General features: G+C 66.3%; 29 protein-coding genes. 11 read left to right on the top strand and 18 right to left on the bottom strand.

Translation table 11 applies throughout. The features are described 5' to 3' along the window. The first annotated feature begins 38 nt into the window (after positions 1-38). Positions 39-845, top strand: coding sequence for a hypothetical protein (locus tag BSP_RS13410; protein WP_152950650.1), 807 nt, complete (start codon positions 39-41; stop codon positions 843-845). On the opposite strand, the gene BSP_RS16250 is transcribed toward BSP_RS13410, so the two are convergent. Further along, positions 838-1017, bottom strand: coding sequence for a hypothetical protein (locus BSP_RS16250; RefSeq protein ID WP_194166970.1), 180 nt, complete (start codon positions 1015-1017; stop codon positions 838-840). The genes BSP_RS13410 and BSP_RS16250 overlap by 8 nt on opposite strands. Between BSP_RS16250 and BSP_RS13405 the strand changes: the two genes are divergently transcribed. Continuing rightward, positions 955-2496, top strand: a complete 1542-nt coding sequence (locus BSP_RS13405) for a class I SAM-dependent methyltransferase (RefSeq protein ID WP_370513384.1) — start codon at positions 955-957, stop codon at positions 2494-2496. The two genes, BSP_RS16250 and BSP_RS13405, sit on opposite strands and share 63 nt — an antisense overlap. Before the next feature lie 158 nt (positions 2497-2654). On the opposite strand, the gene BSP_RS13400 is transcribed toward BSP_RS13405, so the two are convergent. Then, positions 2655-3803 carry a GNAT family N-acetyltransferase gene (locus BSP_RS13400; RefSeq protein ID WP_152950648.1) on the bottom strand — a complete coding sequence of 383 codons (1149 nt, stop codon included), beginning with the start codon at positions 3801-3803 and terminating at the stop codon, positions 2655-2657. Next, entirely contained in the window at positions 3800-4258 is a 459-nt protein-coding gene (locus BSP_RS13395; RefSeq protein WP_152950647.1) for a RidA family protein, read from the bottom strand. Before BSP_RS13395 ends, BSP_RS13400 begins: the two co-directional genes overlap by 4 nt. A 103-nt stretch (positions 4259-4361) precedes the next feature. On the opposite strand from BSP_RS13395, the gene BSP_RS13390 reads away from it, so the two are divergent. Then, on the top strand, positions 4362-5267 hold the full coding sequence (locus tag BSP_RS13390; protein WP_152950646.1) for a hypothetical protein: 906 nt from the start codon (positions 4362-4364) through the stop codon (positions 5265-5267). Positions 5268-5429: 162 nt separating this feature from the next. After that, on the top strand, positions 5430-5624 hold the full coding sequence (locus BSP_RS13385) for a hypothetical protein (protein WP_227975971.1): 195 nt from the start codon (positions 5430-5432) through the stop codon (positions 5622-5624). A 6-nt stretch (positions 5625-5630) separates the two neighbouring features. On the opposite strand, the gene BSP_RS13380 is transcribed toward BSP_RS13385, so the two are convergent. From BSP_RS13380 to BSP_RS13370, 3 genes are read right to left on the bottom strand one after another with little or no spacing between them, the layout of a single operon-like run. Continuing rightward, positions 5631-6371: a polysaccharide deacetylase family protein gene (locus tag BSP_RS13380; RefSeq protein ID WP_152950645.1), complete on the bottom strand. Its 741-nt coding sequence runs from the start codon at positions 6369-6371 to the stop codon at positions 5631-5633. 36 nt (positions 6372-6407) lie between these two features. Further along, positions 6408-7703: a nicotinate phosphoribosyltransferase gene (gene pncB / locus BSP_RS13375; protein ID WP_152950644.1), complete on the bottom strand. Its 1296-nt coding sequence runs from the start codon at positions 7701-7703 to the stop codon at positions 6408-6410. Between the two features lie 8 nt (positions 7704-7711). Then, a complete protein-coding gene (locus BSP_RS13370; protein ID WP_152950643.1) occupies positions 7712-8980 on the bottom strand; it encodes a DNA polymerase IV in 1269 nt (422 codons plus the stop codon). Between the two features lie 106 nt (positions 8981-9086). Here BSP_RS13370 and BSP_RS13365 point away from each other — a divergent pair, with 106 nt between their 5' ends. Beyond that, complete coding sequence (locus BSP_RS13365) at positions 9087-9452, top strand: response regulator (RefSeq protein ID WP_182713570.1); 366 nt, start codon at positions 9087-9089, stop codon at positions 9450-9452. Continuing rightward, the gene (locus BSP_RS13360) at positions 9449-10810 is read left to right on the top strand and encodes a PleD family two-component system response regulator (RefSeq protein ID WP_054766168.1); all 1362 of its coding nucleotides are present in this window, start codon (positions 9449-9451) and stop codon (positions 10808-10810) included. The genes BSP_RS13365 and BSP_RS13360 overlap by 4 nt, the downstream gene beginning before the upstream one ends. A gap of 79 nt (positions 10811-10889) precedes the next feature. On the opposite strand, the gene rpmG is transcribed toward BSP_RS13360, so the two are convergent. The 4 genes from rpmG to rnr form a co-directional block, all read right to left on the bottom strand. Next, the gene (rpmG, locus tag BSP_RS13355) at positions 10890-11057 is read right to left on the bottom strand and encodes a 50S ribosomal protein L33 (RefSeq protein ID WP_003164451.1); all 168 of its coding nucleotides are present in this window, start codon (positions 11055-11057) and stop codon (positions 10890-10892) included. Between the two features lie 86 nt (positions 11058-11143). Next, entirely contained in the window at positions 11144-11638 is a 495-nt protein-coding gene (locus BSP_RS16425; RefSeq protein ID WP_227975970.1) for a DUF5990 family protein, read from the bottom strand. After that, positions 11553-12266 carry an NUDIX hydrolase gene (locus BSP_RS13350; protein ID WP_152950642.1) on the bottom strand — a complete coding sequence of 238 codons (714 nt, stop codon included), beginning with the start codon at positions 12264-12266 and terminating at the stop codon, positions 11553-11555. Before BSP_RS13350 ends, BSP_RS16425 begins: the two co-directional genes overlap by 86 nt. After that, positions 12263-14593, bottom strand: coding sequence for a ribonuclease R (rnr, locus tag BSP_RS13345; protein ID WP_152950641.1), 2331 nt, complete (start codon positions 14591-14593; stop codon positions 12263-12265). Before rnr ends, BSP_RS13350 begins: the two co-directional genes overlap by 4 nt. 105 nt (positions 14594-14698) lie before the next feature. On the opposite strand from rnr, the gene BSP_RS13340 reads away from it, so the two are divergent. Genes BSP_RS13340 through BSP_RS13330 form a run of 3 tightly spaced genes read left to right on the top strand, consistent with a single transcriptional unit; the run spans position 14699 to position 17711 of the window. Further along, positions 14699-16099 carry a cystathionine beta-synthase gene (locus tag BSP_RS13340; protein ID WP_152950640.1) on the top strand — a complete coding sequence of 467 codons (1401 nt, stop codon included), beginning with the start codon at positions 14699-14701 and terminating at the stop codon, positions 16097-16099. A gap of 1 nt (position 16100) precedes the next feature. Beyond that, the gene (locus BSP_RS13335) at positions 16101-16538 is read left to right on the top strand and encodes a hypothetical protein (RefSeq protein ID WP_054766163.1); all 438 of its coding nucleotides are present in this window, start codon (positions 16101-16103) and stop codon (positions 16536-16538) included. A 9-nt stretch (positions 16539-16547) separates the two neighbouring features. Then, complete coding sequence (locus BSP_RS13330) at positions 16548-17711, top strand: cystathionine gamma-synthase (protein ID WP_152950639.1); 1164 nt, start codon at positions 16548-16550, stop codon at positions 17709-17711. Positions 17712-17730: 19 nt separating this feature from the next. Here the strand turns inward: BSP_RS13330 and BSP_RS13325 are convergent, their stop codons facing one another. The 7 genes from BSP_RS13325 to udk form a co-directional block, all read right to left on the bottom strand. Further along, a complete protein-coding gene (locus BSP_RS13325; RefSeq protein ID WP_152950638.1) occupies positions 17731-18165 on the bottom strand; it encodes a YiiD C-terminal domain-containing protein in 435 nt (144 codons plus the stop codon). Positions 18166-18221: 56 nt separating this feature from the next. Then, on the bottom strand, positions 18222-18482 hold the full coding sequence (locus BSP_RS13320) for a hypothetical protein (RefSeq protein WP_152950637.1): 261 nt from the start codon (positions 18480-18482) through the stop codon (positions 18222-18224). A gap of 23 nt (positions 18483-18505) precedes the next feature. Then, entirely contained in the window at positions 18506-18679 is a 174-nt protein-coding gene (locus BSP_RS13315) for a hypothetical protein (RefSeq protein ID WP_152950636.1), read from the bottom strand. 42 nt (positions 18680-18721) lie between these two features. Further along, positions 18722-18934 carry a cold-shock protein gene (locus BSP_RS13310; protein ID WP_152950635.1) on the bottom strand — a complete coding sequence of 71 codons (213 nt, stop codon included), beginning with the start codon at positions 18932-18934 and terminating at the stop codon, positions 18722-18724. Positions 18935-19107: 173 nt separating this feature from the next. After that, on the bottom strand, positions 19108-19818 hold the full coding sequence (locus tag BSP_RS13305; protein WP_152950634.1) for a TorF family putative porin: 711 nt from the start codon (positions 19816-19818) through the stop codon (positions 19108-19110). 36 nt (positions 19819-19854) lie between these two features. Then, positions 19855-20787, bottom strand: a complete 933-nt coding sequence (locus tag BSP_RS13300; RefSeq protein ID WP_152950633.1) for a nitronate monooxygenase family protein — start codon at positions 20785-20787, stop codon at positions 19855-19857. A gap of 84 nt (positions 20788-20871) precedes the next feature. After that, the gene (udk, locus tag BSP_RS13295) at positions 20872-21519 is read right to left on the bottom strand and encodes a uridine kinase (RefSeq protein WP_054766158.1); all 648 of its coding nucleotides are present in this window, start codon (positions 21517-21519) and stop codon (positions 20872-20874) included. 168 nt (positions 21520-21687) lie between these two features. On the opposite strand from udk, the gene BSP_RS13290 reads away from it, so the two are divergent. Together BSP_RS13290 and BSP_RS13285 are read left to right on the top strand one after the other, a co-directional pair. Continuing rightward, positions 21688-23322 carry a long-chain-fatty-acid--CoA ligase gene (locus BSP_RS13290; RefSeq protein WP_152950632.1) on the top strand — a complete coding sequence of 545 codons (1635 nt, stop codon included), beginning with the start codon at positions 21688-21690 and terminating at the stop codon, positions 23320-23322. 15 nt (positions 23323-23337) lie between these two features. Next, on the top strand, positions 23338-24024 hold the full coding sequence (locus tag BSP_RS13285; RefSeq protein WP_152950631.1) for a DUF1499 domain-containing protein: 687 nt from the start codon (positions 23338-23340) through the stop codon (positions 24022-24024). A 130-nt stretch (positions 24025-24154) separates the two neighbouring features. Here BSP_RS13285 and BSP_RS13280 read toward each other — a convergent pair whose 3' ends face one another. Beyond that, positions 24155-25057, bottom strand: a complete 903-nt coding sequence (locus tag BSP_RS13280; RefSeq protein WP_152950630.1) for an MBL fold metallo-hydrolase — start codon at positions 25055-25057, stop codon at positions 24155-24157. Between the last annotated feature and the right edge of the window lie 313 nt (positions 25058-25370).

Genomic DNA, 25370 nt, shown 5'->3' with positions numbered 1-25370 from the left:
GTCTCAAGTCACTGGCGAAATCGGGGGCGGAGGGCGTTATGAAACTAAAGATCTTGAGGGCTTTGCTCGTGATGGCGGCGGCTTTGGCTGTTCTGGTCATTGCCCTCGTTGTCTGGTTTCAAGGCTTTAGCCTTCAAAGTGATGGAATATTCGTGGTCACATTCGCTATGTGTCTGTTGGGTGCGGATCGCACCTACGAATGGATTTCCAAGCGATCTAGCAATCGCATAGCCGCCTATTCGTCAGCAGCGACGGCTTTGATGATTGGCGCCTTCGTCATGGCCGAACTGATGGCCCGTCTCAGCTTCGACAATCGAGCCTCGACCTACCGATGGATGGCCGGCTTTGGGATGGTGACGGCTTTGGCCTGGGTGTCGTTTGACCTGCTGCTGCGTGGAAGGCTCGACACATCCGACAAATGGGTCAAACCCACAGCGACCGGGTTGGCCATTGTGGTGTTCCTCATTTCGCTCTGGGCGGCTTTCGCCGTTCCGTTTGTCCGGGTAGGGACCGTCAGCCCCCATGACTGCGCCTTGATGGCCCAGGCGCTGAAGGAGTTTTCGCCGGAAGGCGTATCTGGTGGAATGCGGTTAAGCTCGAAGGCGAACTGCAACTGGCGGACCCTAGGTCTCCCTGAGCCAAATGCTAATGTTATTTCCCAGAGCGGGGAGTTTCACCCTTGGTTCTCAGTGGAGCCTCCCGTCTATTCTCTGCTGCGAACCCGTGCGACCCTGTCAGTAGGACAAGAATGGATCATGCTGGGTGGAGGCGGACAAGATTGTCTCTATTCGCGCACCTTGAAGGGATGGCGACGAGATAGATGCGAAACAAGCTGGATCAGTTGAGCGCGCACGACGAATGAGCGTTGCCGATGCAGAACGCACCATTCAAGCTGCTCAGGTCGCCCTTGAGAATGGCCGAAAGCAGGAGGCGTTTGAGTGCCTTAAGGCGGCTATCGCCGCGGATACTGATCATCCGGCTGCCCTGGCGGCCATGGGGATGTTCCTGTCGGTCCATGGCGATCCGGGGCAGGCGAGCCAGGTCCTGAGTCGGGCCTTGGCGAAGGCCGTAGATCCCGGGATGCGTGGGAAGGTGGCGGCGGCTCTGGCTGAGCGGCTGTCCGGTCTGGCGCCGAACGGCTGGCATCCCGTGCTGGACGCGGATCTTACGGTGTTGCTGGGCGAAGCGGCGGTCGATCCGCAGAAACTGGCGCGGGTCGTTGCGCGGACCCTGCTGCTGAAGACGCCGGACTTTGACGGCTCCGTTGAGGCGCTGGAAGCGATTGGCCGCGATCCGCTGTGGCGGGGGTTTTTGTCGCGCTGCCTGAATCTGGATGCTGCGATGGAGGCGCGGTTGAATGCCGTGCGCGCCGCCCTGGTCGCGACCGATGGGACGGAGGGCGAGGGCCGCGCGGCCTTGCTAGAGGCACTGGCGGTGAATGGTTTCGCCGCGGAATATCTCGACGCAGGACCAGAGGGTTTGACGGGGCGCCTGGCCTGGCTGTTTCGGACGCCGGGGCTGGATGAGGAGGTGAGCGGCGAACTAGCGCGTCGGGCCGTTGAGCAGCCCAAGCGAGAGGGTGAGCTGGCGGCAGGGCTCGAGTGTTTGACGCCGTCCGACGACGCGGTTTCCGTGGCGGTGCGCGATCAGTATGAGGCCAGTCCCTATCCGCGTTGGGTCGCACCGCCCGCGCCCGAAGCGCGCTCACTGATTTCGTGCGTTAAGGCCTTGCCTGGGCTGGATCGGGAGGCTTTCGCCGGACGGCCCGAACGGGTTCTGGTCGCCGGCTGCGGCACAGGGTTCGAGCCGATCGACCTGGCCCGGACCGATCCGACCTTGTCGATCACCGCCATGGACCTGAGCCGCGCCAGCCTGGCTTATGGCGCACGGGTCGCAGGCGAACTTGGGCTTGATCGGGTTCGGTTCGTCCAAGGCGACATACTGGCGCTGGACCAGATCGAGGACCGGTTCGACGTCGTGACTTCCACCGGCGTGATCCACCATATGGCGCGGCCGGACGAGGGCTTGGCGCGCCTGGCTGGGGTGCTGCGGCCGGGCGGAGTGGTGCGGCTGGGCCTCTACAGCGAGCGGGGGCGCAAGCGGGTGAAGCTGGCTCACGCCCTGATCCGGGAACGCGGCTGGCGAGCGACGCCAGAGGACATCCGCGCCTTCCGCGCCCACGTCCTGTCCTTGCCGGACGGGGCGCCCTTGGCCGCCTTGAGGGAGAGCGACGACTTCTACAGTCTCAGTGGATGCCGTGATCTGGTCTTCCACGTGCAGGAACATTGCTACACGCCGCCCCAACTGGACGATCTGCTGGCCGTCGCTGGTCTCCGCCTTATCGGTTTCGACGCCCCGCCCGAGGCTCAGTCGGCCTTCCGTTCGGCCTTCGGGCGCGCCGATCCGCTGGATATGGACCTATGGGACCGGCTGGAGACGCAAAACCCGACCCTGTTCGCCGGCATGTACCATCTGTGGGCGCAGAGGCCGGCCTAGGTGGACCTTCCCCCGCTTGCGGGGGAAGTGTCAGCTCGTCGAGCGTAGCGAGACGGCTGACGATGGGGGAAGTCTTCTTCCAGCCAAACAAGACTCCCCTCTCCGACCCTGGTTCGCTTCGCGAACGACGGGCCACCTCTCCCGCAAGCGGGAGAGGGTCAGTTTTCTTTTTTGAAGGGCGACAGTTCCTCGGTCATCTCTCGCCTCTGCGCCTCCACTGCGGGGCCTTCGCGACGGAGATAGTCGGCGACCGGGCCGCGCAGCGCGGGGTCGGCGATGAAGTGGGCGGAGTAGACGGGGGAGGGCAGATAGCCGCGTGCGATCTTGTGCTCGCCCTGGGCGCCCGCCTCGACGCGGGACAGACCGTGCGCAACGGCGAACTCGATCGCCTGATAATAGCAGAGCTCGAAATGGAGGAAGGGCACGTCTTCCAGCGCGCCCCACTGGCGGCCGTACAGGGCGTGGCGGCCGATGAAATTCAAGGCGCCGGCGATGGGCCTTTCGTCGCGGAAGGCCATGACGAGGGCGATCCGGTCCGCCATGGTCGCGCCCACGCGGGAGAAGAAGTCCCGCGTCAGATAGGGCCGCCCCCATTTGCGGTCGCCCGTGTCCATGTAGAAGGCGAAGAAGGCGTCCCAATGCGCCTCGGTGATGGCGGCGCCGGTCAGTATGCGAATGTCCAGACCCGCCTGGGCGTCGCGGCGTTCGCGGCGGATGGTCTTGCGGCGGTTGGCCGACAGGGCGGCCAGGAAGTCGTCGAAGGTCTGATAGCCGTCATTGCGCCAGATGAACTGGATGTCCTGGCGGGGCAGCAGGCCGGCCTGGGCCATGTCCGTCCATTCCGTCTCGGTCGGGAAGTTGACGTGCAGGGACGAGACGCCCAGCCGCTCGACCAGGGTCAGGGCGCCCTGGAGCAGGGCCTGCCGCACCGTTGCGGCGTCTGAATCGGGGTGGTTGAGAAAGCGCGGGCCGGTCGCCGGAGTGAAGGGCACGGCGCCCAGCAGCTTGGGGTAATAGCGGCCGCCGGCGCGCTCATAGGCGTCGGCCCAGCTGTGGTCGAAGACATATTCGCCCTGGCTGTGGCCCTTCAGATAGAGGGGCATGACGCCCAGAACCGCGTTATCCTCGTCCCGCAGGGCCAGGTGGCGCGGCGCCCAGCCCTGGTGCGGGGCGGCGCTGCCGGACGCCTCGCAGGCGTGCAGAAAATCGTAGGAGACGAAGGGATCGCCGGTGGGACGCGCGCAGGCGTCCCAGGCCTCGCGGCCGATGGCGGCGATCCCGTCGTGAACCGTCAGTGTGAAGGTCAACGGATCTCCACGACGGCGTCCACCTCGACCGCGAATCCGAGCGGCAGCTTGTAGACGCCGACGGCGGAACGGGCGTGGCGGCCGGCGTCGCCGAACACCTCGACCATCAGGTCCGAGCAGCCGTTGATGACGGCGGGAATGGCTTCGAAATCCGGTCCCGCCTGGACGAAGCCGCCCAGTTTCACGATCCGAACGACCCGGTCCACGTCGCCGTCACAGGCGGCCTTGATCTGGGCCAGCAGGTTGATCCCGCACAGGCGGGCGGCGGCGTTGGCCTGTTCCGGCGTCACGTCCACGCCGACCGTGCCCTTGATCCCGCCCGAAGCGTCGTTCGACAGCTGGCCCGAGATATGGACGACCGCGCCCGACTGGACGAAGGGCACATAGTTGGCCACCGCCTTGGCGGGTTCCGGCAGGGTGATGCCGAGTTCGGCGATACGGGATTCGATGGTCATGGGGGCTCCTTGATCTGGTCGGCGGTTTAGCGCGGCGCAAGGGCGGCGTCACCCGTCCGGCGTCTTAAGCCTTCGCCAATCGCCATATGCCAGGATGGCGCTCATGGATCTGCACCTGACCTCTGACGTCGCCGCCTTTCAGGCCGTGTTGGCGCGCCTTTCGCCGTCGGACTGGGCGCACGTTGATGCAGCCATGGAGCCCGCCGCCGCCAAGGCCGCAGAGGCCGCGCCCCACTGGGATTTCGAAATGCCAGCCAGGGCGGTGGACGCCGTTCTGGGCGCATCCGCCTCTGACGCGGTTCGACGCGGCCTCATCGCCAGTTGGGCCCTGCGCTTGCCGGATCGGGTCGCGACCCTGGCTCTGCCGCCCGAAGTGCTGTCCCTCTATCCCTATTGGATCGAACAGCTGGCGGCCTTCCTGACCCAGGCGGAGGGCGATTACGACTTCGACCACTGGGCCAAGGATGTTCGCTTCAGCCTGGCGCTCAGCGTGCCGGCGGCCAAGAGCCAGGTCATCGACCTGAGTTCGCCGGTGGGGCCGGGACAGATCATCAAACATGTGCGCGACGGCTGGGGCTTCGGCCCGCTGTTCCGCTATCTGAAGGCGGGCGCCAAACGCGAGCCCTGGCTGGAGGTCCATACCGAGAGCCGCTGGCTGCGCGGCTTCAACGAGGAGGGTTGGAACGACGCCTGGGCCACGGCGGCGGAAATCTGTCGGACGCGACCGGAGCTGGCGGGGATGATCGGCTCCAGCTGGTTCTACGACCCGCCCCTGACCGAGATCAGCCCCCGCCTGGCGCACCTGCGGCTGAACCCGCTGAAGGGCGGGGCCTTTATGGTGCATCAAGGGCCGGGCGAGATCCACACGCAGCGGGCGGCAACAGCCTCTGCGTCGCGAAAGGCGTTGATCGACAGCGGTGAATACACCGCGCGGTCATGGCTGATGGTCTGGCCGAGGAAGGAACTGATCGCCTGGGCGGACCGGCGCAAGGCCATCGCCCTCGTCTGAGAGCCGGCGATGTTCGATAGCCCGATTATCGATTAGTGTGCTGACATTTTCGGATTGGAGCGACGGCATGTCGATGGCGGCGAAGCGTGCGGGCGGGACGCATCCTCTGCGTTTGGTCGGTTGGGCCTTGTGGCCTTGGCCCTATCGGCGCCGCTGGTGGCCATGCAGTTCACTCGCGAGGTCGCCTGGACGGCGTCGGACTTCCTGTTCGCGGGCGTCTTGCTGGTCGGAGCGGGCGTCTTGATCAAACTGACGCTGGCTTTGATCAAACGTCGTTCTTTGGCTCTGGCCGTCTGCGCCGCGGTGGTCCTGGCGGTTCTGCTGATTTGGGCCGAGGGCGCCGTGGGCGTTTTCTAAGCTGTTTCAGCCGGTGACGCGGCCCCAGGCTGAGGCCACGGGTTGAATGTCCAGCCCGGCGGCCTTGGCTAGTCCGATCAGCCGGTCGATGTCTTCCGGGCGGCAGCCATAGGGGGTGGGCGCGTCGCTGACGTCGTGGCCGTAGGCGATCAGCCAGCCTCTAGAGCCCGCCGTGTCTGCGACAAGCTGTTCCAGATCATAGCCGGGCAGGCGACGACTCTCCAGGCCGATGGCCTGCACCAGATTGCGATCCACGCGGCCGGTGTTGATCCCGTCGCGCACGCCTCGGCCGCACAGGAAGCGCCGCTCAATCACCGCCTTGGACCCCAGGGCGCAGTCGCCGAACGGATAGGCGAAGGTCTGCATCCGATAGCCGTCCAGCCGTTCCGACACCCAGGCGGCGTTGCGGGCCAGGCTGGCGTCCAGTTCGGCTGGCGACAGGCGCAGGGTCGAGACGTGTTCATAGGTGTGGCAGCCGACCTCGTGCCCCGCCGCGTGCAGGGCCTGAAGGTGTGCGGTCTCGAACTGCGGCAGATCCAGATTGCGCCCGCCCGCCAGACCGCCGCAGACATAATAGGTGGCCTTCACCCCGTGCTGGGCCAGCACCGGCCCGGCCTCCAGCCAGGCGGAGGCGGGGATGTCGTCGAACGACAGGCTCAGCACGCCTCGCGGGGACCGGATGGCCACGGGGCGGACATCCAGATAACGGCCGGCGCGGCGGCGCATCTTATCGACGAAGGCGTTCATGTCGCCCTTATCGCGGATCGGGCTTAAGGCCGGGTTTCAGACCGCAACGGGTCGAGCGGTCAGGCCGCGCTCGCCGAAGACGCGGCGATAGCGTTGGATTTCGGCCGGATCGCCCACGGCCTTTTCCGGATTGTCCGACAGTTTGACGGCGGGGCGCCCCCCGGCCTCGACCACCTTGCAGACCAGGGAGATAGGCTCAAGCTCGGGGGCGAAGGCGGGCGAACACTCGCGGAAGTCATTGGTCAGATTGGTGCCCCAGCCGAAGCTGAGCCGGGTGCGGCCATGGAAATGGGCGTGGGCCGCTTCGATGCCGTCGATGTCCATGCCGTCGGAGAAGATCAGCAGCTTCTCGCGCGGATCGCGGCCCCGTTCGCGCCACCAGTCGATCAGCCGTTCGCCCGCCGGGATCGGTGGGGCCGAGTCGGGGCGGAAGCCGGTCCAGTCGGCGACCCAGTCGGGAGCCTGATCCAGAAAGGCCTCGGTGCCGAAGGCGTCGGGCAGGACGACCAGCAGATTGCCGCCGTAGTGCCGCCGCCACTCGTCCAGCACAGCATAGGGCGTCTGGGCCAGGCTGGCGTCGTCGGGGGCCAGGGCGGCCAGGACCATCGGCAGTTCGTGGCCATTGGTGCCGATGGCCTCCAGATCGTTCTCCATGGCGTGGAGCACATTGGAGGTGCCGATGAAGGACCGGCCCAGGCCTTCCTTCAGGGCCTGAATGCACCAGCGTTGCCACAGGAAGCCGTGGCGACGACGGGTGCCGAAGTCGGACAGGGCCAGATCGGGCAGGGCGCGCAGCCGCTCGACCTTGGACCACAGCCGGGTCTTGGCCCGGGAATAGAGGACGTCCAGTTCGAACCGTCCCAGCCGACGCAGCCCTGTGCGGCAGCGCAGTTCATTGAGGATGGCCAGGGCGGGGATTTCCCACAGGGTCACCTCGGCCCAGGCGCCGGAGAAGGTCAGGACATATTGGCCGTCCTGAACCGACAGGTCGTAGTCGGGCAGGCGGTAGTCGGTCAGCCAGGCGATGAAGTCCGGCGAGAAGATCTGCTTCACCCCATAGAAGCTGTTGCCCGCCAGCCAGACCAATTCCTTGTTGGTGAAGCGCAATGTGCGGGCGTGGTCCAGCTGGTCGCGCAGTGCAGCGACGTCGATCTCGTCCGCCATACGGACCGACCGGGTGCGGTTGATGACCTGGAAGACGACGGGCGTGTCGCGATGTTCACGCCAGATCATCTGCAACATCAGCAATTTGTAGAAATCGGTGTCCAGCAGGCTGCGGACGATCGGGTCCAGGCGGAACCCGTGGTCGAAGGCGCGTTTGGCGAGGTCCATGCGCCCTCTTAGGTCTTAAGCGCCCGACCCGCCACCACGGCGTCCTTGCCGAACTTTTCCCGCAGCCGGTCGATGGCCCGTTCGGTCTTCAGGAGGCGGGTCTCGGCGCTTTGGAACAGACCGACAGGCGCGTCTTCGGCATCCTGAATATCCGCCATGCCGATGCCGATCAGCCGATAGGGCGGCCCCAGTTCCGGTCGCAGCAGATCGCGACCGGCGGCGAACAGGGCGCGGGCGGTCTGGACCGGTTCGGCCAGGCTGATCCGCCGGGTGACGATCTTGAAGTCGGTGCGGCGCAGTTTCAGCACCAGGACGCGGCTGGCGACGCCATCGCGCCGCGCCTTTGACGCCAGCTTCTCGCACAGGGGCCAGAGCTCGGCCTCCAGCGCCTCGGCTGTGCTGAGGTCCTCATTGAAGGTGGTCTCGGCGCTCATGCCCTTGCGGTCCCGCTCCGGGTTCACGGCGCGGGCGTCGCGGGCGTGCGCCAGGTCGTAGAGGCGCAGACCGGACTCCCCATAGCGTTTGACCAGGTCGCGGACGTCGGCCCGGGCCAGATCGCCGATGGTGGCGTAGCCGTCGCTGCGCAGCGCCTTGCCGAACACCGGGCCGACGCCGGGCAGGGCGGTGACGGAGCGGGGCGCCAGCAGGGCCCGGGCATCCCCTGCGCCGATCACGGAAAAGCCGCGCGGCTTGTCCATCTCCGAGGCCATTTTCGCAAGGAAGCGATTGGGCGCCAGGCCGATCGAGACGGTCAGGCCGGTCTCGTCCTCGATCTGCTTCTGGAACCGGATCAACTGAAAGGCCGCAGGCCCGCCGTTCAGTCGCTCCGTGCCCGACAGATCGACCCAGGCCTCGTCCAGCGACAGCGGCTGGATCAGGGGCGTCAGCCGGCCCAGGGCGCCCAGGATGCGATCTGACTCAAAGACGTATTTGGCGAAGTCCGGCTTGATCACCACGGCATCGGGACAGGCCTTCAGGGCCTTGAACATCGGCATGGCGCTGCCGACGCCATATTGGCGGGCGACATAGCAGGCGGTCGAAACCACGCCGCGCTTTCCCCCGCCGACGATCACCGGCCGGTCGCGAAGCTCGGGCCGATCGCGCTTTTCGACCGAGGCGTAGAAGGCGTCGCAGTCCATGTGCGCGATCGTCAACCGATCCAGTTCCGTGTGGGCGACGATGCGGCGCGATCCGCACGACGGGCAGCGCCGATCCGGCGGCCCGGCGGGGTCGGTTCCGGTCCACAGACAGTCGCGACAGACGGCCTTTATGGCCACGCTTAAGGTCTCCGTAACCTTGGCTTCACCCCAACTTAAGACTGGGCAGGCAGTATGACGTTCAACGCGGCGTCGCCAATTCGCCGGCGACCCAGGTCAGGTGATGATGTCCAAGAAAGTCCTCATCGTCGAGGATAACGAGCTGAACATGAAGCTTTTTCATGATCTGCTCGATTCCCAGGGCTACGAGACCTTGCAGACCCGAGAGGGGCTGCAGGCCTTGGCCCTGGCGCGCGCGCACCATCCGGACCTGATCCTGATGGATATTCAACTGCCTGAAATTTCGGGTCTCGAAGTCACCAAATGGCTGAAGGACGACGAGGAGCTGAACCATATTCCCGTCATCGCCGTGACCGCCTTCGCCATGAAGGGCGATGAGGAGCGGATTCGTCAGGGCGGTTGCGAGGCCTATATCTCCAAGCCGATATCGGTCATGCACTTCCTCCAGACCATTCGGCAGCATCTGGGATGAGCGCGCGAATTCTGGTCGTCGACGATGTAGACGTGAATGTGCGTCTGCTCGAGGCCAAGCTGACCATCGAATATTATGACGTGCTGACCTGCCACGACGGTCAGACGGCCTTGACCCTGGCGGCGAAAGAGCAGCCGGACCTGATCCTGCTGGACGTCATGATGCCGGGCATGGACGGTTTCGAGACTTGTCGGCGGTTGAAGGCGCGAGCTGAGACGCGGCACATTCCAGTGGTGCTGGTGACGGCGCTGGACGGACGAGCCGACCGTATTCGCGGTCTGGAGGCCGAGGCCGACGACTTTCTGACCAAGCCGATCGACGATGTGGTGCTGCTGGCGCGGGTCAAGTCGCTGACGCGGCTGAAGCAAGTGATGGACGAACTGCGCGAGCGCGAGGAAAGCAGCCGGCGCATGGGCGTGGGCGACGAGGCTGCAGCGCGTCTGAGAACCGAAGGCGGCCGGGTTCTGATCGTCGATGACGACGAAAGCCAGGCCGCAGCGGTCGCTGCGGAACTGGGCCGCGAACACCGCGTGGTGGTGGAGACCGACCCCCAGGCGGCGCTTGCGGCGGCCAAGGGGCCGCTGGATCTGATCATCGTCAATGTGGCGGCCCAGAGTTTCGACGGATTAAGGGTCGTCGCCACGCTGAAATCCGGCGACGCGCGGCGCGCGCCGGTCCTCGCAATCGTGGAGCCTGGCGAGCGACCGCGGATGGTCAAGGCGCTGGAGTTGGGGGCTACCGACATCCTGCCGCGTCCGATCGACACCGAGGAGCTTTCCGCCCGTGTCCGCACCCAGATCCGGCGCAAACGCTATACGGACTTCCTGCGCCAGAAGCTGGACAGCAGTCTGGAAATGGCCGTCACCGACTCTCTGACGGGCCTGCACAATCGGCGCTACATGGCCGGCCAGCTGCAGGCCCTGGTGGGGCGCGCCACACACGGCGGCTCGCCGGTGGCTGTGCTGGTCTTGGATATCGACCACTTCAAGGCGGTCAACGACGGTTTCGGCCACGACGCCGGCGATGAGGTTCTGGCCGAGTTTGCGGTCCGGCTCGCCACCAATGTGCGCGCCGTGGACCTGCCCTGCCGTATGGGCGGGGAGGAATTCGTGGTGGTCATGCCGGGCGCGGGTCTGGAGGACGCCCGCATGGTGGCCGAGCGTATTCGCCGCGACATCGCCGCAGCGCCGTTCCGCGTGATGGGCGGCGAGGAGTTTTTGACCATCACCCTGTCGATCGGCGTCGCCGCGACCACCGGCGCCGGGGACACGCCTGAGGCCCTGCTGAAGCGGGCCGATGAAGGCGTTTATGAAGCCAAGGCCGGCGGCCGCAACAAGGTCGTCGCGCGCGCGGTCTGACGTCGCAACGGCATAGCCGCAACGAAAAACGCCCGGCTGCGACCAGCCGGGCGTTTTCCTTTGTCAGCGGATCAAGGCGTTACTTGATCTTGCCTTCCTTGAACTCGACGTGCTTGCGCACGACCGGGTCGTACTTCTTGACGACCATCTTTTCGGTCATGGTGCGAGCGTTCTTCTTGGTGACGTAGAAGAAGCCGGTGTCGGCCGTGGAGTTCAGGCGGATCTTGATGGAAGCCGGTTTGGCCATCGGAATTACCTCTGCGACGGCGAAAGCCGCTTAAAATAAGAGGCGCGGAACATACTCAGACTCGATCCAAAGTCAACGGCCCAATCTCAGACGGCCGTCCACGGCTGAAGAGGCCGCACAGTCGCGCAGGCGGGGCCGCCGTCGCGGGCACGGCCGGGCAGAATCACCTCAAGCGTCTGACCGGCGCGGGCCTGGGCCAGAAGGGCGGCGGGAATGTCGTGGACATCGATCTTGGCGCGACGGATCCATTCGCCGTGCTGTCCAGCCGATGTGCCGATGGCGATATAGATGAAGCGTCGCGACGGTCCCTCGCGGCGTACGAAGGGACCGGTCAGCCGTCCGTCATCGGACAGGGTGACGAGGACGTCGAAACTGATCGGACCGTCGTCTGCGATGCGGGGTCGACCGGCGCGTTGGTCTTGTCCTGCAGGCTGTAGGCGACGCCTGGGACCGGGTCTGCTGTGGTCAGCCGCAGGGTGATGGCGCTGGGCATGGTCAGTCCCTGTGATCGACGATGTGGCGGCCGCGCACCATGCGGACGAAGGGGAGGGGGCGGTCGGGGCTGGTTCGATCCTGGCCAAGCCGCTCGGCCAGTTCGCCCAGCACGAAGCGGGTGATGGCGGGCAGATCAAGGGCGCGAGCGTCTTCCAGGGGAAGCCAGGCGATTTCGTCCAACTCGCCCGACCCTGTGGTCGGCTCGGGCGTCAGCAGGGCCTCGGCTGGGGCCATGAAAAAACGAGCGTCGAACCGGCGCGTGCGGCCGGGCGGCGTAACGGCGCGGGCGATGTAGGACAGGACCGAAAGATCGGGCAGGGCGCCCGCTTGGCGGTATTCGCGCCACGGTCCAGCGACGCTGGCCGACGGCGCGGCGCGCCCCAGGATCAACCCGGTCTCCTCGAAGGTCTCGCGGATCGCCGTCAGGGCCAGGGCGCGGGCGCGGCGGGCGGGAACCTCGGCCTCCAGCCGACGCGCGACGTCTGACGCCAAGGCGCCGGTCGAGGCGGCGGTGAAATCCGCCCGGTCGATCCGCCCACCGGGAAACACCCACTTCGACGCCATGAAGACATGGCCCGGCGCCCGCCGCCCCATCAGCACCTCAGGCCGCGACCCGCCCCGTGTCACGATCAATGTCGCCGCGTCCTTGGGGCGTTGGGCGCCGCCGACGCGAGGCGCGTCGGTCAGGTCCTGCGCGGCGTCGAAGGGGGTCACCTGCGCTTGCCTTTGCGCACGCCCTTCAGCCCGCCCGAAGGTTTGGAGCCGTTGCGGGGCTTGGGGCCGCCCGGCCGGTTCTTGCCGCGGATCGGCGGGCCGTCGCCGCCTCGTCCCCGGACGCCGTAGCGAGGGGGCGGGGCGTTGGGATCGCGCGGCTCCGGTTCGCTGAGCATTTCGAACACCAGTCCGCCGGTGACGGGGGTGGCCTCCACCAGCCTGACCTCGACCATCCGGCCCAGGGTGAAGCGCTTGCCGGTGCGTTCGCCGACCAGGGCGTGGGCGCGGTCGTCGTGGGCGAAATACTCGCCGCCCAGGGTGGAGACGGGAACCAGGCCGTCGGCGCCGGTCTCGTCGAGGCGGATGAACAGGCCGAAGCGGGTCACGCCGGTGATCCGTCCGGTGAAGGTCGCGCCGACGCGGTCCTCCAGGAAGGCGGCGATATAGCGGTCCATGGCGTCCCGCTCGGCCGCCATGGACCGGCGCTCGGTCATGGTCACGCCCTCGGCGATGGCCGGCAGTTCGGCGATCTCGCGGTCGGTCAGCCCGTCCTTGCCGAGGTTCAGCGCCCGGATCAGGCCGCGGTGAACGATCAGATCGGAATAGCGCCGGATCGGCGAGGTGAAGTGGGCGTAACGGTCCAGGTTCAGGCCGAAGTGGCCGACGTTGTCCGGTGAATAGATGGCCTGCATCTGGGTGCGCAGAACCACTTCGTTGACGACATCGGCGTATTCGCCGTCGCGGGTCTCGTCCAGCAGCTTGTTGAACCGTTTGGTGGTGCCCGGCTCGCCCTTATTCCACGGCTTGCCGATGGTCGAGAGGAAGTCGGCCAGGTTGAAGATCTTCTCCTGACTGGGGGCGTCGTGGACGCGATAGATCAGGGGCGTCTTCTTCTGTTCCAGGGTCTCGGCGGCGCAGACGTTGGCCTGGATCATCATCTCCTCGATCAGCCGGTGCGCCTCCAGAGAGGCGCGCTTCTCAATCGAGGCGATGCCGCCGTCTGGAGCCATGCGGATGCGGCGTTCGGCGGATTCGATCTGCAGCGGACTACGTTTCAGCCGGCCCTTCAGCATGGCGTGATAGGCGTTCCACAGCGGATAGAGGATGGTCTCCATGATCGGGCCGGTCGTGTCGTCGGCCCCGCCTCCCTTTTCAGGCCCGTCGATGGCGGCCTGGGCCTGTTCGTAGCTGAGCTTGGCGTGCGACCGCATCAGGCCGCGCACGAACTTGTGGCCGGTCTTGCGGCCGTCCTTGTCGAACACCATCCGCACCGCCAGACAGGCGCGGTTCTCGCCCTCCTTCAGGCTGCACAGACCGTTCGACAGCACCTCGGGCAGCATCGGCTCGACGCGGTCGGGGAAGTAGGTGGAATTGCCCTTGTCGCGCGCCTCGCGGTCCAGCTGGCTGCCCGGCCGGACGTATGCGGCGACGTCGGCGATGGCGACCCAGACGATCCAGCCGCCGGGGTTCTTCGGATCTTCGTCGCGGGCGGCGTAGACGGCGTCGTCATGGTCGCGCGCATCGGCGGGGTCGATGGTGATGAAGGGGATTTCGCGCAGGTCTTCGCGCCCCTTCAGCGTCGGCAGTTCCTGATCCTCGGCCTCACGCTCGACGGCCTCGGAGAAGCCGGTCGGGACGCCGTGGGCGTGGATGGCGATCAGGGAGGCGGCGCGGGGATCGTCCTCCTTGCCGATATGCTCCAGGATCTTGCCGCGCTTGGGCCCATAGCGCTGGTCGCCCTTTTCAATGGCGGCCAGGACCAGATCGCCGTCGCGCAGATCGCCAGACTGGGCCTGGGGCACCAGCAGCACGTCCTTGGAGCGACGATCGACCGGCTCGACGCGGGTCTCGCGCGCCGACTTGCGGATGACGCCCAGAACACGGTTCGTCCCGGCGTCCAGCCGTTTGATCAGTCGCGCCTCCCAGCCGTCGTCGCCGCGCTGGAACTTGACCAGCAGCCGGTCGCCCAGGCCAGGCGCGGGACCGGGCTTTGCCTTGTCAGGCATCAACAGGGCGCGGGGCGCATCGGCGCCGGCCTCGACCAGGCGGACGTAAAGTTCGCCGTCGCCGTCGCGTTCGATCACGTCGGCGACGCCGACGGGGGGCAGGGCGCCGGCTTCTGAGAAACCCTTGCGGCCGCGTTTGCCCAGCCGGCCCTCAGCCTCCAGCTCGCGGATCATTTCGCGCAGGGCCCGGCGATCGCCGCCCTTCAGGCCGAAGTGGCGGGCGATATCGGTCTTCTCGGCCGATCCGGCCTCGCGCAGGAAGGCGAGGAGGGTGTCTTTGTCGGGGAGACCGGCGGGCGGCCTCTTGGGTGATTTGGTCATTGCGTCTTTCGTAGCGCGGAACCGCGCCCTTGGGTCAAATCTTGCGTGAGTTGACCATGTGAATGTGAGGCCTCAGCCTCGCTGCGTCCCGAACCGGAGCCTACGATGTCCCTGACCGCCCCCGCCCTGAGCGCGACCGTGAAGTCGCCGCTGGATCTGATCGGCAAGACGCCGATGGTGGAGGTGACGAAGATCGACACCGGCAAGTGCCGGCTGTTGCTGAAACTGGAGTCCCAGAACCCCGGCGGCTCGATCAAGGACCGGATCGCCGTCGAGATGCTGGATGCGGCCGAACGCGAGGGATGGCTGAAGAAAGGCGGCACGATCGTCGAGGCGACGGCCGGCAATACCGGCCTGGCCCTGACCCTGGTCGGCCGCGCTCGGGGATATAAGGTGCTGCTGGTCATTCCGGACAAGATGTCGAAGGAAAAAATCCAGCATCTGCGAGCCATGGGCGCCGATGTTCGCCTCACCCGGTCGGATGTGCCGCACGGTCACCCCGATTACTATACCGACATGGCCGAGCGCCTGGCCCAGGCCATTCCCGGCGCCTATTACGTCAACCAGTTCGCCAACCAGTCGAACGCCGAGGCCCATGTGAAGACCACGGGGCCGGAGATCTGGGAACAGACGGGCGGCGACATCGACGCCTTCGTCGCCGGCATCGGCTCGGGCGGGACGATCACCGGCGTGGCGCGCTACCTGAAGAGCGTCGGCTCCAAGGCGCAGATTATTCTGGCGGATCCGGTGGGATCGACCCTGGCCGGCATCGTCAACGACGGCGTGCCGGGGCCGGACGGCAGCTATACGGTCGAGGGCATCGGTCAGAACTTCGTGCCCGATACGGCGGACATGAGCCTGATCGACAAGGCCTATTCGATCCCGGACGCGGAAGCCATCGCCACGGCGCGCGAACTGCTGCTGAAGGAAGGCATTCTGGCCGGATCGTCTTCGGGCACTCTGATCGCCACGGCCCTGCGCTGGTGCCGCGAACAGACTGAGCCCAAGACCTGCGTCACCTTCGTCTGCGACACCGGGGCCAAGTATCTGTCCAAGGTCTATAACGACGCCTGGCTGGCGGATCAGGGCCTGGGCGAGCGCGAGCTGCACGGCGATCTGTCGGACCTGATCAACCGCAAGTACGAGCGGGGCGACGTGGTCGTGGCCGGGCCGGGCGACACCCTGGACACGGCCTTCAAACGGATGAAGGGCGCCGATGTCTCCCAGCTGCCGATCATCGAGGACGGGCGTCTGGTCGGCATCCTGGACGAGAGCGACCTGGTCCATGTGATGAACACCGATGAGATCACCCGCAAGGAGCGGTTCGCCAAGCCGGTCGCCGACGCCATGACGCGCGATCTGGACACGGTCCAGGTCAATGAGCCGCTGGACGCCCTGATCCCCCTGTTCGACCGCGACCGGGTGGCCATCGTGCTGGACGGCGAAAAGTTCGTGGGCCTGATCACCCGCACCGACCTGATCAACCACCTCAGCCTGAACCGCTAACATGTCCTGGCTCAAGAAGATCTTCGGTAAAGGCGGAGACGTCGCGCCGCCCTTTGACGGCCGGCTTGAGACCCATTTCGTCTATGTCCGTATGCCGGGTGACGTACAGCCGGTCGAGCGTCACTACCTCTTCGAGGATCCGATCCAGGAACAGCTGAAGCTTCGCAACCTCGGCTATGTCAGCGGCGGCGGCACAATGCAGTCCGCGCCGGATGAGAACGGCGCGACAACCATCATACTGACTGGCATCGATATCGAGGCGGACGATCTGGACGGCGTTCGCGGCCTGCTTAGAAGCCTGCTGCCGGGCTTGGGCGCGCCGCTCGAAACCCAGATCGAGTACACTGTCGGCGATACGCGGCTGCAGGATCGGTTGACCGCCGAGGGATGGATCGAGAACGAGCCCCGGACGGACCTCCATCCTGGCTTCGATCTTTAAGGAAGACCAATGAGCGACAAAAAAAACAGCCAGGGCTTCTCGACCCGCGCCATCCACGCCGGGCAGCATCCCGACCCGACGACGGGCGCGGTGATGACGCCGATCTACGCCACCTCGACCTACGCTCAGGAAAGCCCGGGGGTAAACAAGGGCTATGAATACGCGCGGGGCAAGAACCCGACGAGGGAGGCGTTCGAGGCCTGTATTGCGGATCTTGAGGGCGGCACGCATGGCTTCGGTTTCGGCTCGGGCATGGCGGCGACCTCGACGGCGCTGGAGCTGCTGGACGCGGGCGATCATATCGTCACGGGCGATGACCTGTACGGCGGTTCGTGGCGGCTGTTCGAGCGGGTGCGTCGGCGCACCATGGGGCTGGACTTCGCCTATGTGGACCTGAACGACATCGGCGCGGTCGAGGCGGCGATCACGCCCAAGACAAAGATGCTGTGGGTCGAGACGCCGACCAATCCGCTGATGAAGCTGGCCGACATCGCCGCCCTGTCGAAGGTGGCCAAGGCGCATGGCCTGCTGCTGGTGGTCGACAACACCTTCGCCACGCCCTTCTGCCAGCAGCCCTTGAGCCTGGGGGCGGACATCGTCATGCACTCGGCCACCAAATATCTGAACGGCCATTCGGACATCATCGGCGGGGTGCTGGTGACGGGCGATCCCGAGCTGGCGACGCGGGTCAAGTTCCTGCAGAACTCGGTCGGCGGCATCATGGGGCCGTTCGACGCCTTCCTGGCCAACCGGGGGCTGAAGACCCTGGCCCTGCGTATGAAGGCGCACTGCGAGAACGCTCTGACGGTGGCGCGCTGGCTGGAGACGCGGGCCGGAGTGGCCAAGGTCATCTACCCCGGCCTGATCGCCCATCCGCAGCACGCGCTGGCGGCGCGGCAGATGCACGGCGGCTACGGCGGCATGGTGACGGTGGTGCTGGAGGGCGACCTGGAGCGGACCAAGCGGGTGCTGGAGCAGGTGCAGGTCTTTACGCTGGCGGAGTCGCTGGGCGGGGTCGAGAGCCTGGTGAACCACCCGGCGATCATGACCCACGCCAGCGTGCCCAAGGAGGTCCGCGAGGCCGGGGGCATCACCGACAGCCTGATCCGGCTATCGGTCGGGGTCGAGAACGTCGAGGACCTGATCGCCGATCTGGATCAGGCCCTGGGGTGATCCTGGGCGTCGCTCATGCTCAGGGCGACGAAGCTGCCTTCGAACCGTCCTGCGGCTTACCATCCTCGGTCAAGGTCGCAACGACTGTGATTCGCGCCTTGCCGCGCCGATTGAACAGGGCGACGAAGCGCGGCCAGCCGGCGGGATCGGCCAATGTGGCGGTGGACTGGAATGTCCCCGCTATGGCTCGGTCATAGTGGACGGTGTTGGACTGGATCACCAGTCGCGCCTTCAGCCCTTCGGCTGTCAGCCGGGTGTGCACGAGCGACCAGGCGGAGAGAATGGCCAAGGCTGAGGCGCTTCCACTAAACACTGTGTCGCGGTGATTGATATTGGGCGCGAGAGGCGCCTGAAGCGTCAGGGTGTCCGGTGTGATGGCCTCGACACAGACCTGCATCGCGCGGGAGAGCGGGATGTGGTCTTGGAGATAGGACTGGAGGGCGTCAGGCGTCATGGACGCCTTTTAGCAACCTTGCAGCACGCCCAGCCAGCCTGGTGTCGTCGTCAGCCTCAGCTGGACGGCAGAGCCGTCTGGTGGCCGGTGACGGGGGGCAGCTTTTTCTTGGGGGCGGCGCGTTTGGCAGGCGGAGCCTTGGCGGGCTTGGGCAGGGCGGCGCGGCGGGCCATTTCCGTGTCGATGACCGGCAGGATGTCGCTGGCGGCCATCACCTGGGTGGAGGCGCCGTGTTCGACCAGACGGGCGGCGTTGGCGCGCAGGGTGGTCAGGTCGGCGTCGGTCATGGTGGGGATCATGTCGGCGAGCGGGGTCATGTCGTCATCCGTGCAGAAAGGCTTCAGGGCCGGCGCGCGAGGCGCCAGCCCTTCAGCTGATTGAAGGCGATCTCGACCACGACACGGTCGCCGAGCAGGGACACGCCGTTCGGCGCACCCAGGGTCGGCAGGACCGTGACGATGTGGCCGTTGTCCAGGCGGACCTTCCGGCCGCCCAGAGGCAGGAGCTTCGTCACCTCGCCGTCGAAAGCGATGGCGGGCGAGCTAAGAAGCTTGTCCTACTCCGCCGCCGAAAGGCGGCCGGCGGATTCCTTGCCGGAGCGCTGGTCGCGCTCGATCTCGTAGCCGATCTTTTGGCCTTCGTTCAGCGAGCCCAGGCTCGAGGTTTCGACCGCCGAGGCGTGGACGAAGACGTCCTTGCCGCCGTCATTAGGGGCGATAAAGCCGTAGCCTTTGGTGGGATTGTACCATTTTACAGTGCCGGTAGCCATTTGGAGACCTCCGTCTGGCGTTGGCCGCAGGGAGGAATCCCTGGTCGGCCTGTCGGGTCTGAATGGGATCGGCGTTTGGACCTCGGCGCGTGATGCAAAGGGAGCAGCGGCGTTACGCAGAGAGATTGACACCTTCGATATGGGAGGCCCAAGGCGCGGGCGCAAGGGTGCGGTCAGAAGGCGTAGGCCACTTCCGCCACCAGGGCCTCGCGGTACTGGTCGCCGACCCTGTGGGCGTCGGTATCGTGGTAGCGCAGATCCAGCGCCAGGGCGTCCGTCAGGGCGTAGGTCGCGCCCGCGTTCCAGCCGGTGTAGTCTGGGGCGCCGTCCTGTTCGCGGCGGCCGACGGCGGCAGAGCCCTCCAGACGGGGACTGAAGGCCCAGGCGAGTTGGGCTTCGACCCAGGTGAAGGACTGTGTGGACCCGGCCGCGTCGGGCGAATACTGGACCTGTAGTCGGGCCTCGGCGGGACCGACGGCGCGGCTGATGTTGCCGGTCAGCTCCCAGCCGTCGGCGTCATAGCCGGGATCGACGTCGAGCCGGTGCTTGTAGGCAAGGCTCAGGTCGAAGGCGTAGCCCCACACCTCCGGCCGGTAGCCGGCGACCAGTTCGGTCTCCAGCCGGGAGCCGCCCGCCTGGATCGTCTCGAAGCCGGGTCCGGCGTAGAAGCGGCCGTCGGCGGACTCCCAGGTCGCCGCGCCGAAGACGTAGCCGTCGTTGCCGGACTTGGACGCCGCCTTGGAGCGGTTGTCCGTCCCAGCCCCCAGCTCGAAACCCCAGTCCGAGGAAGGACCGGAGGTCTGGGCCAGGGCCGGTGCGGCGAGGGCCGCAAGGGCTACGGCGAGGGGAACGGGGAGGCGGGCGACGCGTGTGTTTCGGATCATGGGGGCTCCAACGCGCGAACCGCGCGAAAGAGCCCCTTAGCCTGTCGGGAAGCGGGCTGAAAACTGTTCCGTAGCCTGAGCGAACTCTTGTCGCAGGCGGGCGACCAGTTCGGCGGTCGGAACGACGTCGTGGATGGCCCCGGCGCCCTGGCCGGCGGACCAGACCGTCTTCCAGGCCTTGGCCTCGTCGCCCATGTCCAGCTTGTGCTCGGGCAGGTGTTTGGGATCGATCCCGTTTTCGACCAGGGACTTGGTCATGAAGTTGGCCGGGATGCCCGAGACCGCAGGGGTGTGGACGATGTCGGTCGCGCCGCTGTCGATGACCATCTGCTTGTAGGCTTCGGGCGCCAGGGCCTCGGTCGTGTTGATGAAGCGGGTGCCCATATAGGCGAAATCGGCGCCCATCATCAGGGCCGCCGCCACGTCTCGGCCCGTCGAAATGGCCCCGGCCAGGATGATGGTCCCGTCGTAGAAGGACCGGACCTCGTTGATCAGGGCGAAGGGATTGATGATGCCGGCGTGGCCGCCGGCGCCGTTGGCGACCAGGATGAGGCCGTCGACGCCCGCCTCGGCCGCCTTCCTGGCGTGACGGATGTTGGCGATGTCGTGGAAGACCACGCCGCCGTAGCCGTGGACCGCATCCACCACGTCGCGCACCGCGCCGAGGGAGGTGATGATCAGGGGCACCTTCTCCTCGACCGACACCATCATGTCGACCATCAGCCGGGGGTTGGTCGGGTGGACGATGTGGTTGACGCCGAAGGCGGCGGCGTCGGGGGACAGGCGTCCCTTGATCTCCTGCAGCCAGTCCCGATAGCCCTCGGTGGTGCGCTGGTTCAGCGACGGGAAGGTGCCGATGATCCCGGCGTTGCAGGCCTCGACCACCAGATCCGGCCCCGAGACCAGGAACATCGGCGAGGAGATGACCGGCAGGGTCAGGCCTTTTTGAAGCGAAGCGGGAATGGCCACAGGCGTCTCCTTCAGTTTCGTTTCAGGACGCATACCGGGCTGTCGTGGCGTAAGGCAATCCGTTCCGAAGTCCGACCGAAACCTTCAGTCTGTCAGGAAAGGCGCCAGCAGGGGATGGGCCAGGACGGGCGCGGCCAGACGAACCACGGCCTGCGGATCTTCCAGCCGGACGGCGGCGGTGGCGTCGGCGACGATAAAGTCGGCGTGGGTGCGCGACGGCTCGGTCAGCCGCTCATGGCCCGGCCGCACGGTCGCCAGATACTGGGCTACGACCGAATCCGCCGACCGACCCCGCTCGGACTGGTCGCGCAGCAGGCGCCGGATGAAGCGGATGTCGGCGGGGGTGTCTACGAAGACCCGGATGTCAAACAGGGCGGTCAGCTCGGGCGTACAGAGCACATGGGTGCCTTCGACGATCACCACCTCGGCTGGCGGGATCGGTTCGCCGCCCGGCTCGCGTCCATGATGGATGAAGGAATAGACGGGCGCCGTCACGCCCCGACCCGACTTCAACGCCTTCAGGTCTGTGATCATTAGCGCATGGTCGCGCGCGGCCACATCGTCGAAGTCGAAGGTCGCGGGGTCGAAGCCGGGCAGGGCGGCGGCGTCTTTATAATAGGAGTCTTCACGCACCAGCACGGCCGCCCCGTCGGGCAGGCTGGACACAAGCGCCTCCGCCAGTGTGCTCTTACCGGAGCCGGAGCCCCCCGTGATTGCGATCAATATGGCCATGGACGGCCTTCTACGGCGCCGGCCGGCGCATCGCCAAGCGCCGGTCCGACGGGGCGATCGGTCGCGCGACGGCGCGCCGGGGTCGCATTGCTTATCGCTGATCACCCCTATAGCGTCTCATCAAGCGTCGCGGGCGAGCAGACGCATCAAGGGACAAGGAAGACGCACATGCTGGGATTGATGCAGGATTGGCCTCTGACGGTCGATAAGATCCTCGACCACGCCAAGAACTGGCACGGCGACCGCGAAGTGGTCACCCGTTCCGTCGAAGGCCCCATCGTCCGCACCACCTACAGCCGGATTCACGACAGGGCCAAGCGGGTGTCCAACGCCCTGAAAGCCTGGGGTATCGAGCCCGGCGATCGCGTCGCCACCCTGGCCTGGAACACCGACCGCCATATCGAGACCTGGTACGGCGTCATGGGCATAGGCGCGGTGTGCCACACCCTGAACCCCCGTCTGTTTCCCGAGCAACTCGTCTATATCATCAACCACGCCGAGGACCGGGTCATCTTCACCGACCTGACCTTCGTGCCGCTGCTTGAAGCCATTCTGCCCCACATCCCGAAGGTCGAGCGGGTCATCATCATGACCGACGACGCCCACATGCCGCAGACCCGGCTGCCGCGCGCAGAATCCTATGAAAGGATCGTGGCTGAACAGTCCCCCGACGTCTTGTGGGGCGACTTCCCGGAAAACACCGCCTGCGGCCTGTGCTACACCTCCGGCACCACGGGGAATCCCAAAGGGGTGCTGTATTCGCACCGCTCCAACTTCCTGCACACCTTCATGGCCCTGCAAGCTTCGGTGGTTGGGGGCAAGACCAGCGACGTCATACTGCCGGTGGTGCCCATGTTCCACGCCAACGCCTGGGGCATCGCCTTCGTCGGTCCCGCATCGGGCTGCAAGCTGGTGATGCCGGGCGCCCGGATGGACGGGGAGGCTCTGTATGAGCTGCTCGAGACCGAGGGCGTCACCTTCTCGGCCGCCGTGCCCACCGTGTGGCAGGGGCTTCTGGCCCATATGCGGCAGAACGGATTGAAGCTTTCTACGGTCAAGCGCGTGCTGATCGGCGGTTCGGCCGTGCCGGAAAGCCTGATCCGAGCCTTCCACGACGATTATGGCGTCGAAGTGCTCCAGGGCTGGGGCATGACCGAGACTTCGCCGATCGGCACCCTGTCGAACATGACGCCGGAGACGGCGGCCCTGCCGTTCGAGGAACAGCTGAAATACCGCACCAAACAGGGTACGCCCCCACTGGGCATCGAACTGGCGCTGAAGGACGACGCGGGTCAGAGCCTGCCGCATGACGGGGCCACCTTCGGCCATTTGATGGTCAAGGGGCCGACGGTCGCCCGCGCCTATTTCCGTGAGGAGAGCTCGATTCTGGACTCAGACGGCTTCTTCGATACGGGCGACGTCGCGACCGTCGACGAGCTGGGCTTCATGCAGATCACCGACCGGTCAAAGGACGTGATCAAGTCGGGTGGGGAGTGGATCAGCTCCATTGAGATCGAGAACATCGCCGTCGGCCATCCCAAGGTCGAACTGGCGGCGGTGATCGGCGCCCCTCATGCCAAATGGGACGAGCGCCCGGTCCTGCTGGTCAAGCTGAAGGCGGGAGAGATCCTGGACAAGCAGGAGCATCTCGACTTCCTGAAAGGCAAGATCGCCAAATGGTGGATGCCCGACGACGTGGTGGCGCTGGACGAGATTCCCCTGGGCGCCACAGGCAAGATCGACAAGAAGCTTCTGCGCGAGCGGATGAAGGACTATCGTCTGCCCGACGTTCAGCCCGCCTGACCTGCCGGAACGCCGATGCGATCGACCAAGCCCGTCCCCGCCTTGATCCCTGTCCTGACCGCCGTGACGGCGGCGGCTCCGGTCTTGGCGGTGGGGGCCATGGCCGCCACCCTGTTCGGCGGGGTCGATCGGGCGGTCACCTATGATCTGCTGACCTGGACGGTGGGGCGGGGTCTGGCCTGGGTCGGCCTCGGTGCGGCCTTGGTCGTCTCGGTCCTGGCTCTGCGCGACCTCGGCCGACGTGGGGCCTATGCCGCGACGGCCCTGGTGTTGGCGGGAAGCGTGCTGGGCGTCTTCCTCTATCAAGGGGCGCGTCTGGCCCAGCCGACGCCGCGCGACGTCAGCACCAGTGTGGAAGAACCGCCGGCCTTCAGCCGTTTGGCCGCCCTTCATCCTCGCGCGAATGACGTTCAGGGGATGCAGGCCTGTCCCGCCGCCCGCTCCATTCCCTCGCAGATCTTGGCGCAGCAGGCGGTATCGGCCCTGGTGGACGCTGGTTTTCCAGTGGTTCGCGCCGCGACCTTCGAGGTCGAGGGGGTGCATGAGGGCGCCTGGTTCGGCTTCGCCTATGACGCGGTGATCCGCATCCGGCCCGGACGGACCGACATTCGAGTTGCAGCGCGCGATCCGCGCCCCGACGGCGGCGCGACCTGCCGTCTGATGGGCAAGATCGTCGCGGCCCTGGAGGAGGAAGTCCGCTAGAGCATGATCGTTTCGGACGGAACCGCGCAGCGGTTCCAACAGAAGCGTGAATCATGCTCTCGCTTTGATCTGGGGCTTGATTCACCGTTTCAGCGAACCGCGTAGCGGTTCCTCCTCAACGGATCAGGCTCTAGGCCGGACGAAACTCCGTCGTCACGCTGGGCGGGCCCGAAACGGTCGCCGTCCCGTCTTCGACCAGTTTGATCAGATGGGCCAGGACCGACAGGGCGGCGGCCGGCCACAGCCGCTGATCCACGGCGGCGTAGAGAATCGGCGTCATCTCCGCCGCCGTTCGGTCGCCCGCCCTCAACCGCGCCGCCACCTGGGCCTCGCGCTCCAGCCTGTGGGCGCGATAGGCTGACAGAAAGGGCCCAGGGTTCGTCACCGGGGCGCCGTGTGTGGGCCAGAGGGTGGTGTAGTTACGCGCGATCACGGCGTCCAGGCTGGCCATATAGTCGCGCATGTTTCCATCCGGCGGCGCCACCACCGTGGTGGACCAGCCCATGACGTGGTCGCCGCTGAACAGGGCTTTCTCCTCCCGTAGAGCGAACGCCATATGGTTCGAGGCGTGGCCGGGCGTGAACAGGGCCTCCAGCGTCCAGCCGTCGCCCTCGATCCGTTCGCCGCCCGTCAGCACCCTGTCGGGGGCGAAGTCCGCATCCTCATCCTCATCCAGCGCGCCCGAGGCGTGGGTTTCTCGCAGCGGGGGCCGCGCCGCGAGAATCGTCGCCCCCGTACGATCGGCGAAGGGGCGGGCGAGGGGGGCGTGGTCGCGGTGGGTGTGGGTGACGAGGACGTGGCTGACGACGCGCCCTTCCACCGCCGTCAGCAGGGCGGCCAGATGCGCCTCGTCCACAGGGCCGGGGTCGATCACCGCCACCTGCGCCCCCGGCTCCGCCCGCCCAACGATATAGGTCCCCGTCCCCGTAAAGGTGAAGGGGCCCGGATTGTCGGCGATCACCCGCTGAATCAGCGGCGAGACCTGATCGCGCCGCCCATAGGCGAAGTCGAAATCGCGAACGAAGGGAATCACGCCGCCGCCCCCGTCCTCTGGCGCGACCCTTGCCTTAACTCCTCGGTAACCTTCGCCGGAGCGCCCGTCATGGCTCGTTCGATCGCCTTCGCTGTCTCAAATCGGCTCCAGCCTATCGCGGCGGCGCTGCTGTGTCTCATGGCGGCGCAACTCGTCACAGCGTCGTGCACGCCCGAGCCGGCGCCTTATGCGTCAAGGGTGGCGGTGGAGCGGTGATTTGAGCGGAATGCTCCTAGGGACCACCTAGAGGGCTGTGGGGGAAATATTGCGCATTCGATGACGCAGCAGACAAAAAATCTCAAAGTGTCGCGTT

It is taken from the genome of Brevundimonas sp. Bb-A, from assembly GCF_009394735.1.
Lineage (GTDB): Bacteria > Pseudomonadota > Alphaproteobacteria > Caulobacterales > Caulobacteraceae > Brevundimonas > Brevundimonas aurantiaca.
The sequence above is the reverse complement of the archived record's forward strand: the minus strand, read 5'-3'. Positions and strand labels throughout refer to the sequence as shown.

Excerpts from the sequence above, each read along its gene's own strand:
- BSP_RS13410 (WP_152950650.1), top strand. The coding sequence starts at position 39 with ATGAAACTAAAGATCTTGAGGGCTTTGCTCGTGATGGCGGCGGCTTTG.
- BSP_RS16250 (WP_194166970.1), bottom strand. The coding sequence starts at position 1,017 with ATGGACCGACAGGAACATCCCCATGGCCGCCAGGGCAGCCGGATGATC.
- BSP_RS13395 (WP_152950647.1), bottom strand. The coding sequence starts at position 4,258 with ATGACCATCGAATCCCGTATCGCCGAACTCGGCATCACCCTGCCGGAA.
- BSP_RS13390 (WP_152950646.1), top strand. The coding sequence starts at position 4,362 with ATGGATCTGCACCTGACCTCTGACGTCGCCGCCTTTCAGGCCGTGTTG.
- BSP_RS13385 (WP_227975971.1), top strand. The coding sequence starts at position 5,430 with ATGCAGTTCACTCGCGAGGTCGCCTGGACGGCGTCGGACTTCCTGTTC.
- BSP_RS13380 (WP_152950645.1), bottom strand. The coding sequence starts at position 6,371 with ATGAACGCCTTCGTCGATAAGATGCGCCGCCGCGCCGGCCGTTATCTG.
- pncB (WP_152950644.1), bottom strand. The coding sequence starts at position 7,703 with ATGGACCTCGCCAAACGCGCCTTCGACCACGGGTTCCGCCTGGACCCG.
- BSP_RS13365 (WP_182713570.1), top strand. The coding sequence starts at position 9,087 with ATGTCCAAGAAAGTCCTCATCGTCGAGGATAACGAGCTGAACATGAAG.
- BSP_RS13360 (WP_054766168.1), top strand. The coding sequence starts at position 9,449 with ATGAGCGCGCGAATTCTGGTCGTCGACGATGTAGACGTGAATGTGCGT.
- rpmG (WP_003164451.1), bottom strand. The coding sequence starts at position 11,057 with ATGGCCAAACCGGCTTCCATCAAGATCCGCCTGAACTCCACGGCCGAC.
- rnr (WP_152950641.1), bottom strand. The coding sequence starts at position 14,593 with ATGACCAAATCACCCAAGAGGCCGCCCGCCGGTCTCCCCGACAAAGAC.
- BSP_RS13340 (WP_152950640.1), top strand. The coding sequence starts at position 14,699 with ATGTCCCTGACCGCCCCCGCCCTGAGCGCGACCGTGAAGTCGCCGCTG.
- BSP_RS13335 (WP_054766163.1), top strand. The coding sequence starts at position 16,101 with ATGTCCTGGCTCAAGAAGATCTTCGGTAAAGGCGGAGACGTCGCGCCG.
- BSP_RS13330 (WP_152950639.1), top strand. The coding sequence starts at position 16,548 with ATGAGCGACAAAAAAAACAGCCAGGGCTTCTCGACCCGCGCCATCCAC.
- BSP_RS13325 (WP_152950638.1), bottom strand. The coding sequence starts at position 18,165 with ATGACGCCTGACGCCCTCCAGTCCTATCTCCAAGACCACATCCCGCTC.
- BSP_RS13320 (WP_152950637.1), bottom strand. The coding sequence starts at position 18,482 with ATGACCCCGCTCGCCGACATGATCCCCACCATGACCGACGCCGACCTG.
- BSP_RS13310 (WP_152950635.1), bottom strand. The coding sequence starts at position 18,934 with ATGGCTACCGGCACTGTAAAATGGTACAATCCCACCAAAGGCTACGGC.
- BSP_RS13305 (WP_152950634.1), bottom strand. The coding sequence starts at position 19,818 with ATGATCCGAAACACACGCGTCGCCCGCCTCCCCGTTCCCCTCGCCGTA.
- udk (WP_054766158.1), bottom strand. The coding sequence starts at position 21,519 with ATGGCCATATTGATCGCAATCACGGGGGGCTCCGGCTCCGGTAAGAGC.
- BSP_RS13290 (WP_152950632.1), top strand. The coding sequence starts at position 21,688 with ATGCTGGGATTGATGCAGGATTGGCCTCTGACGGTCGATAAGATCCTC.
- BSP_RS13285 (WP_152950631.1), top strand. The coding sequence starts at position 23,338 with ATGCGATCGACCAAGCCCGTCCCCGCCTTGATCCCTGTCCTGACCGCC.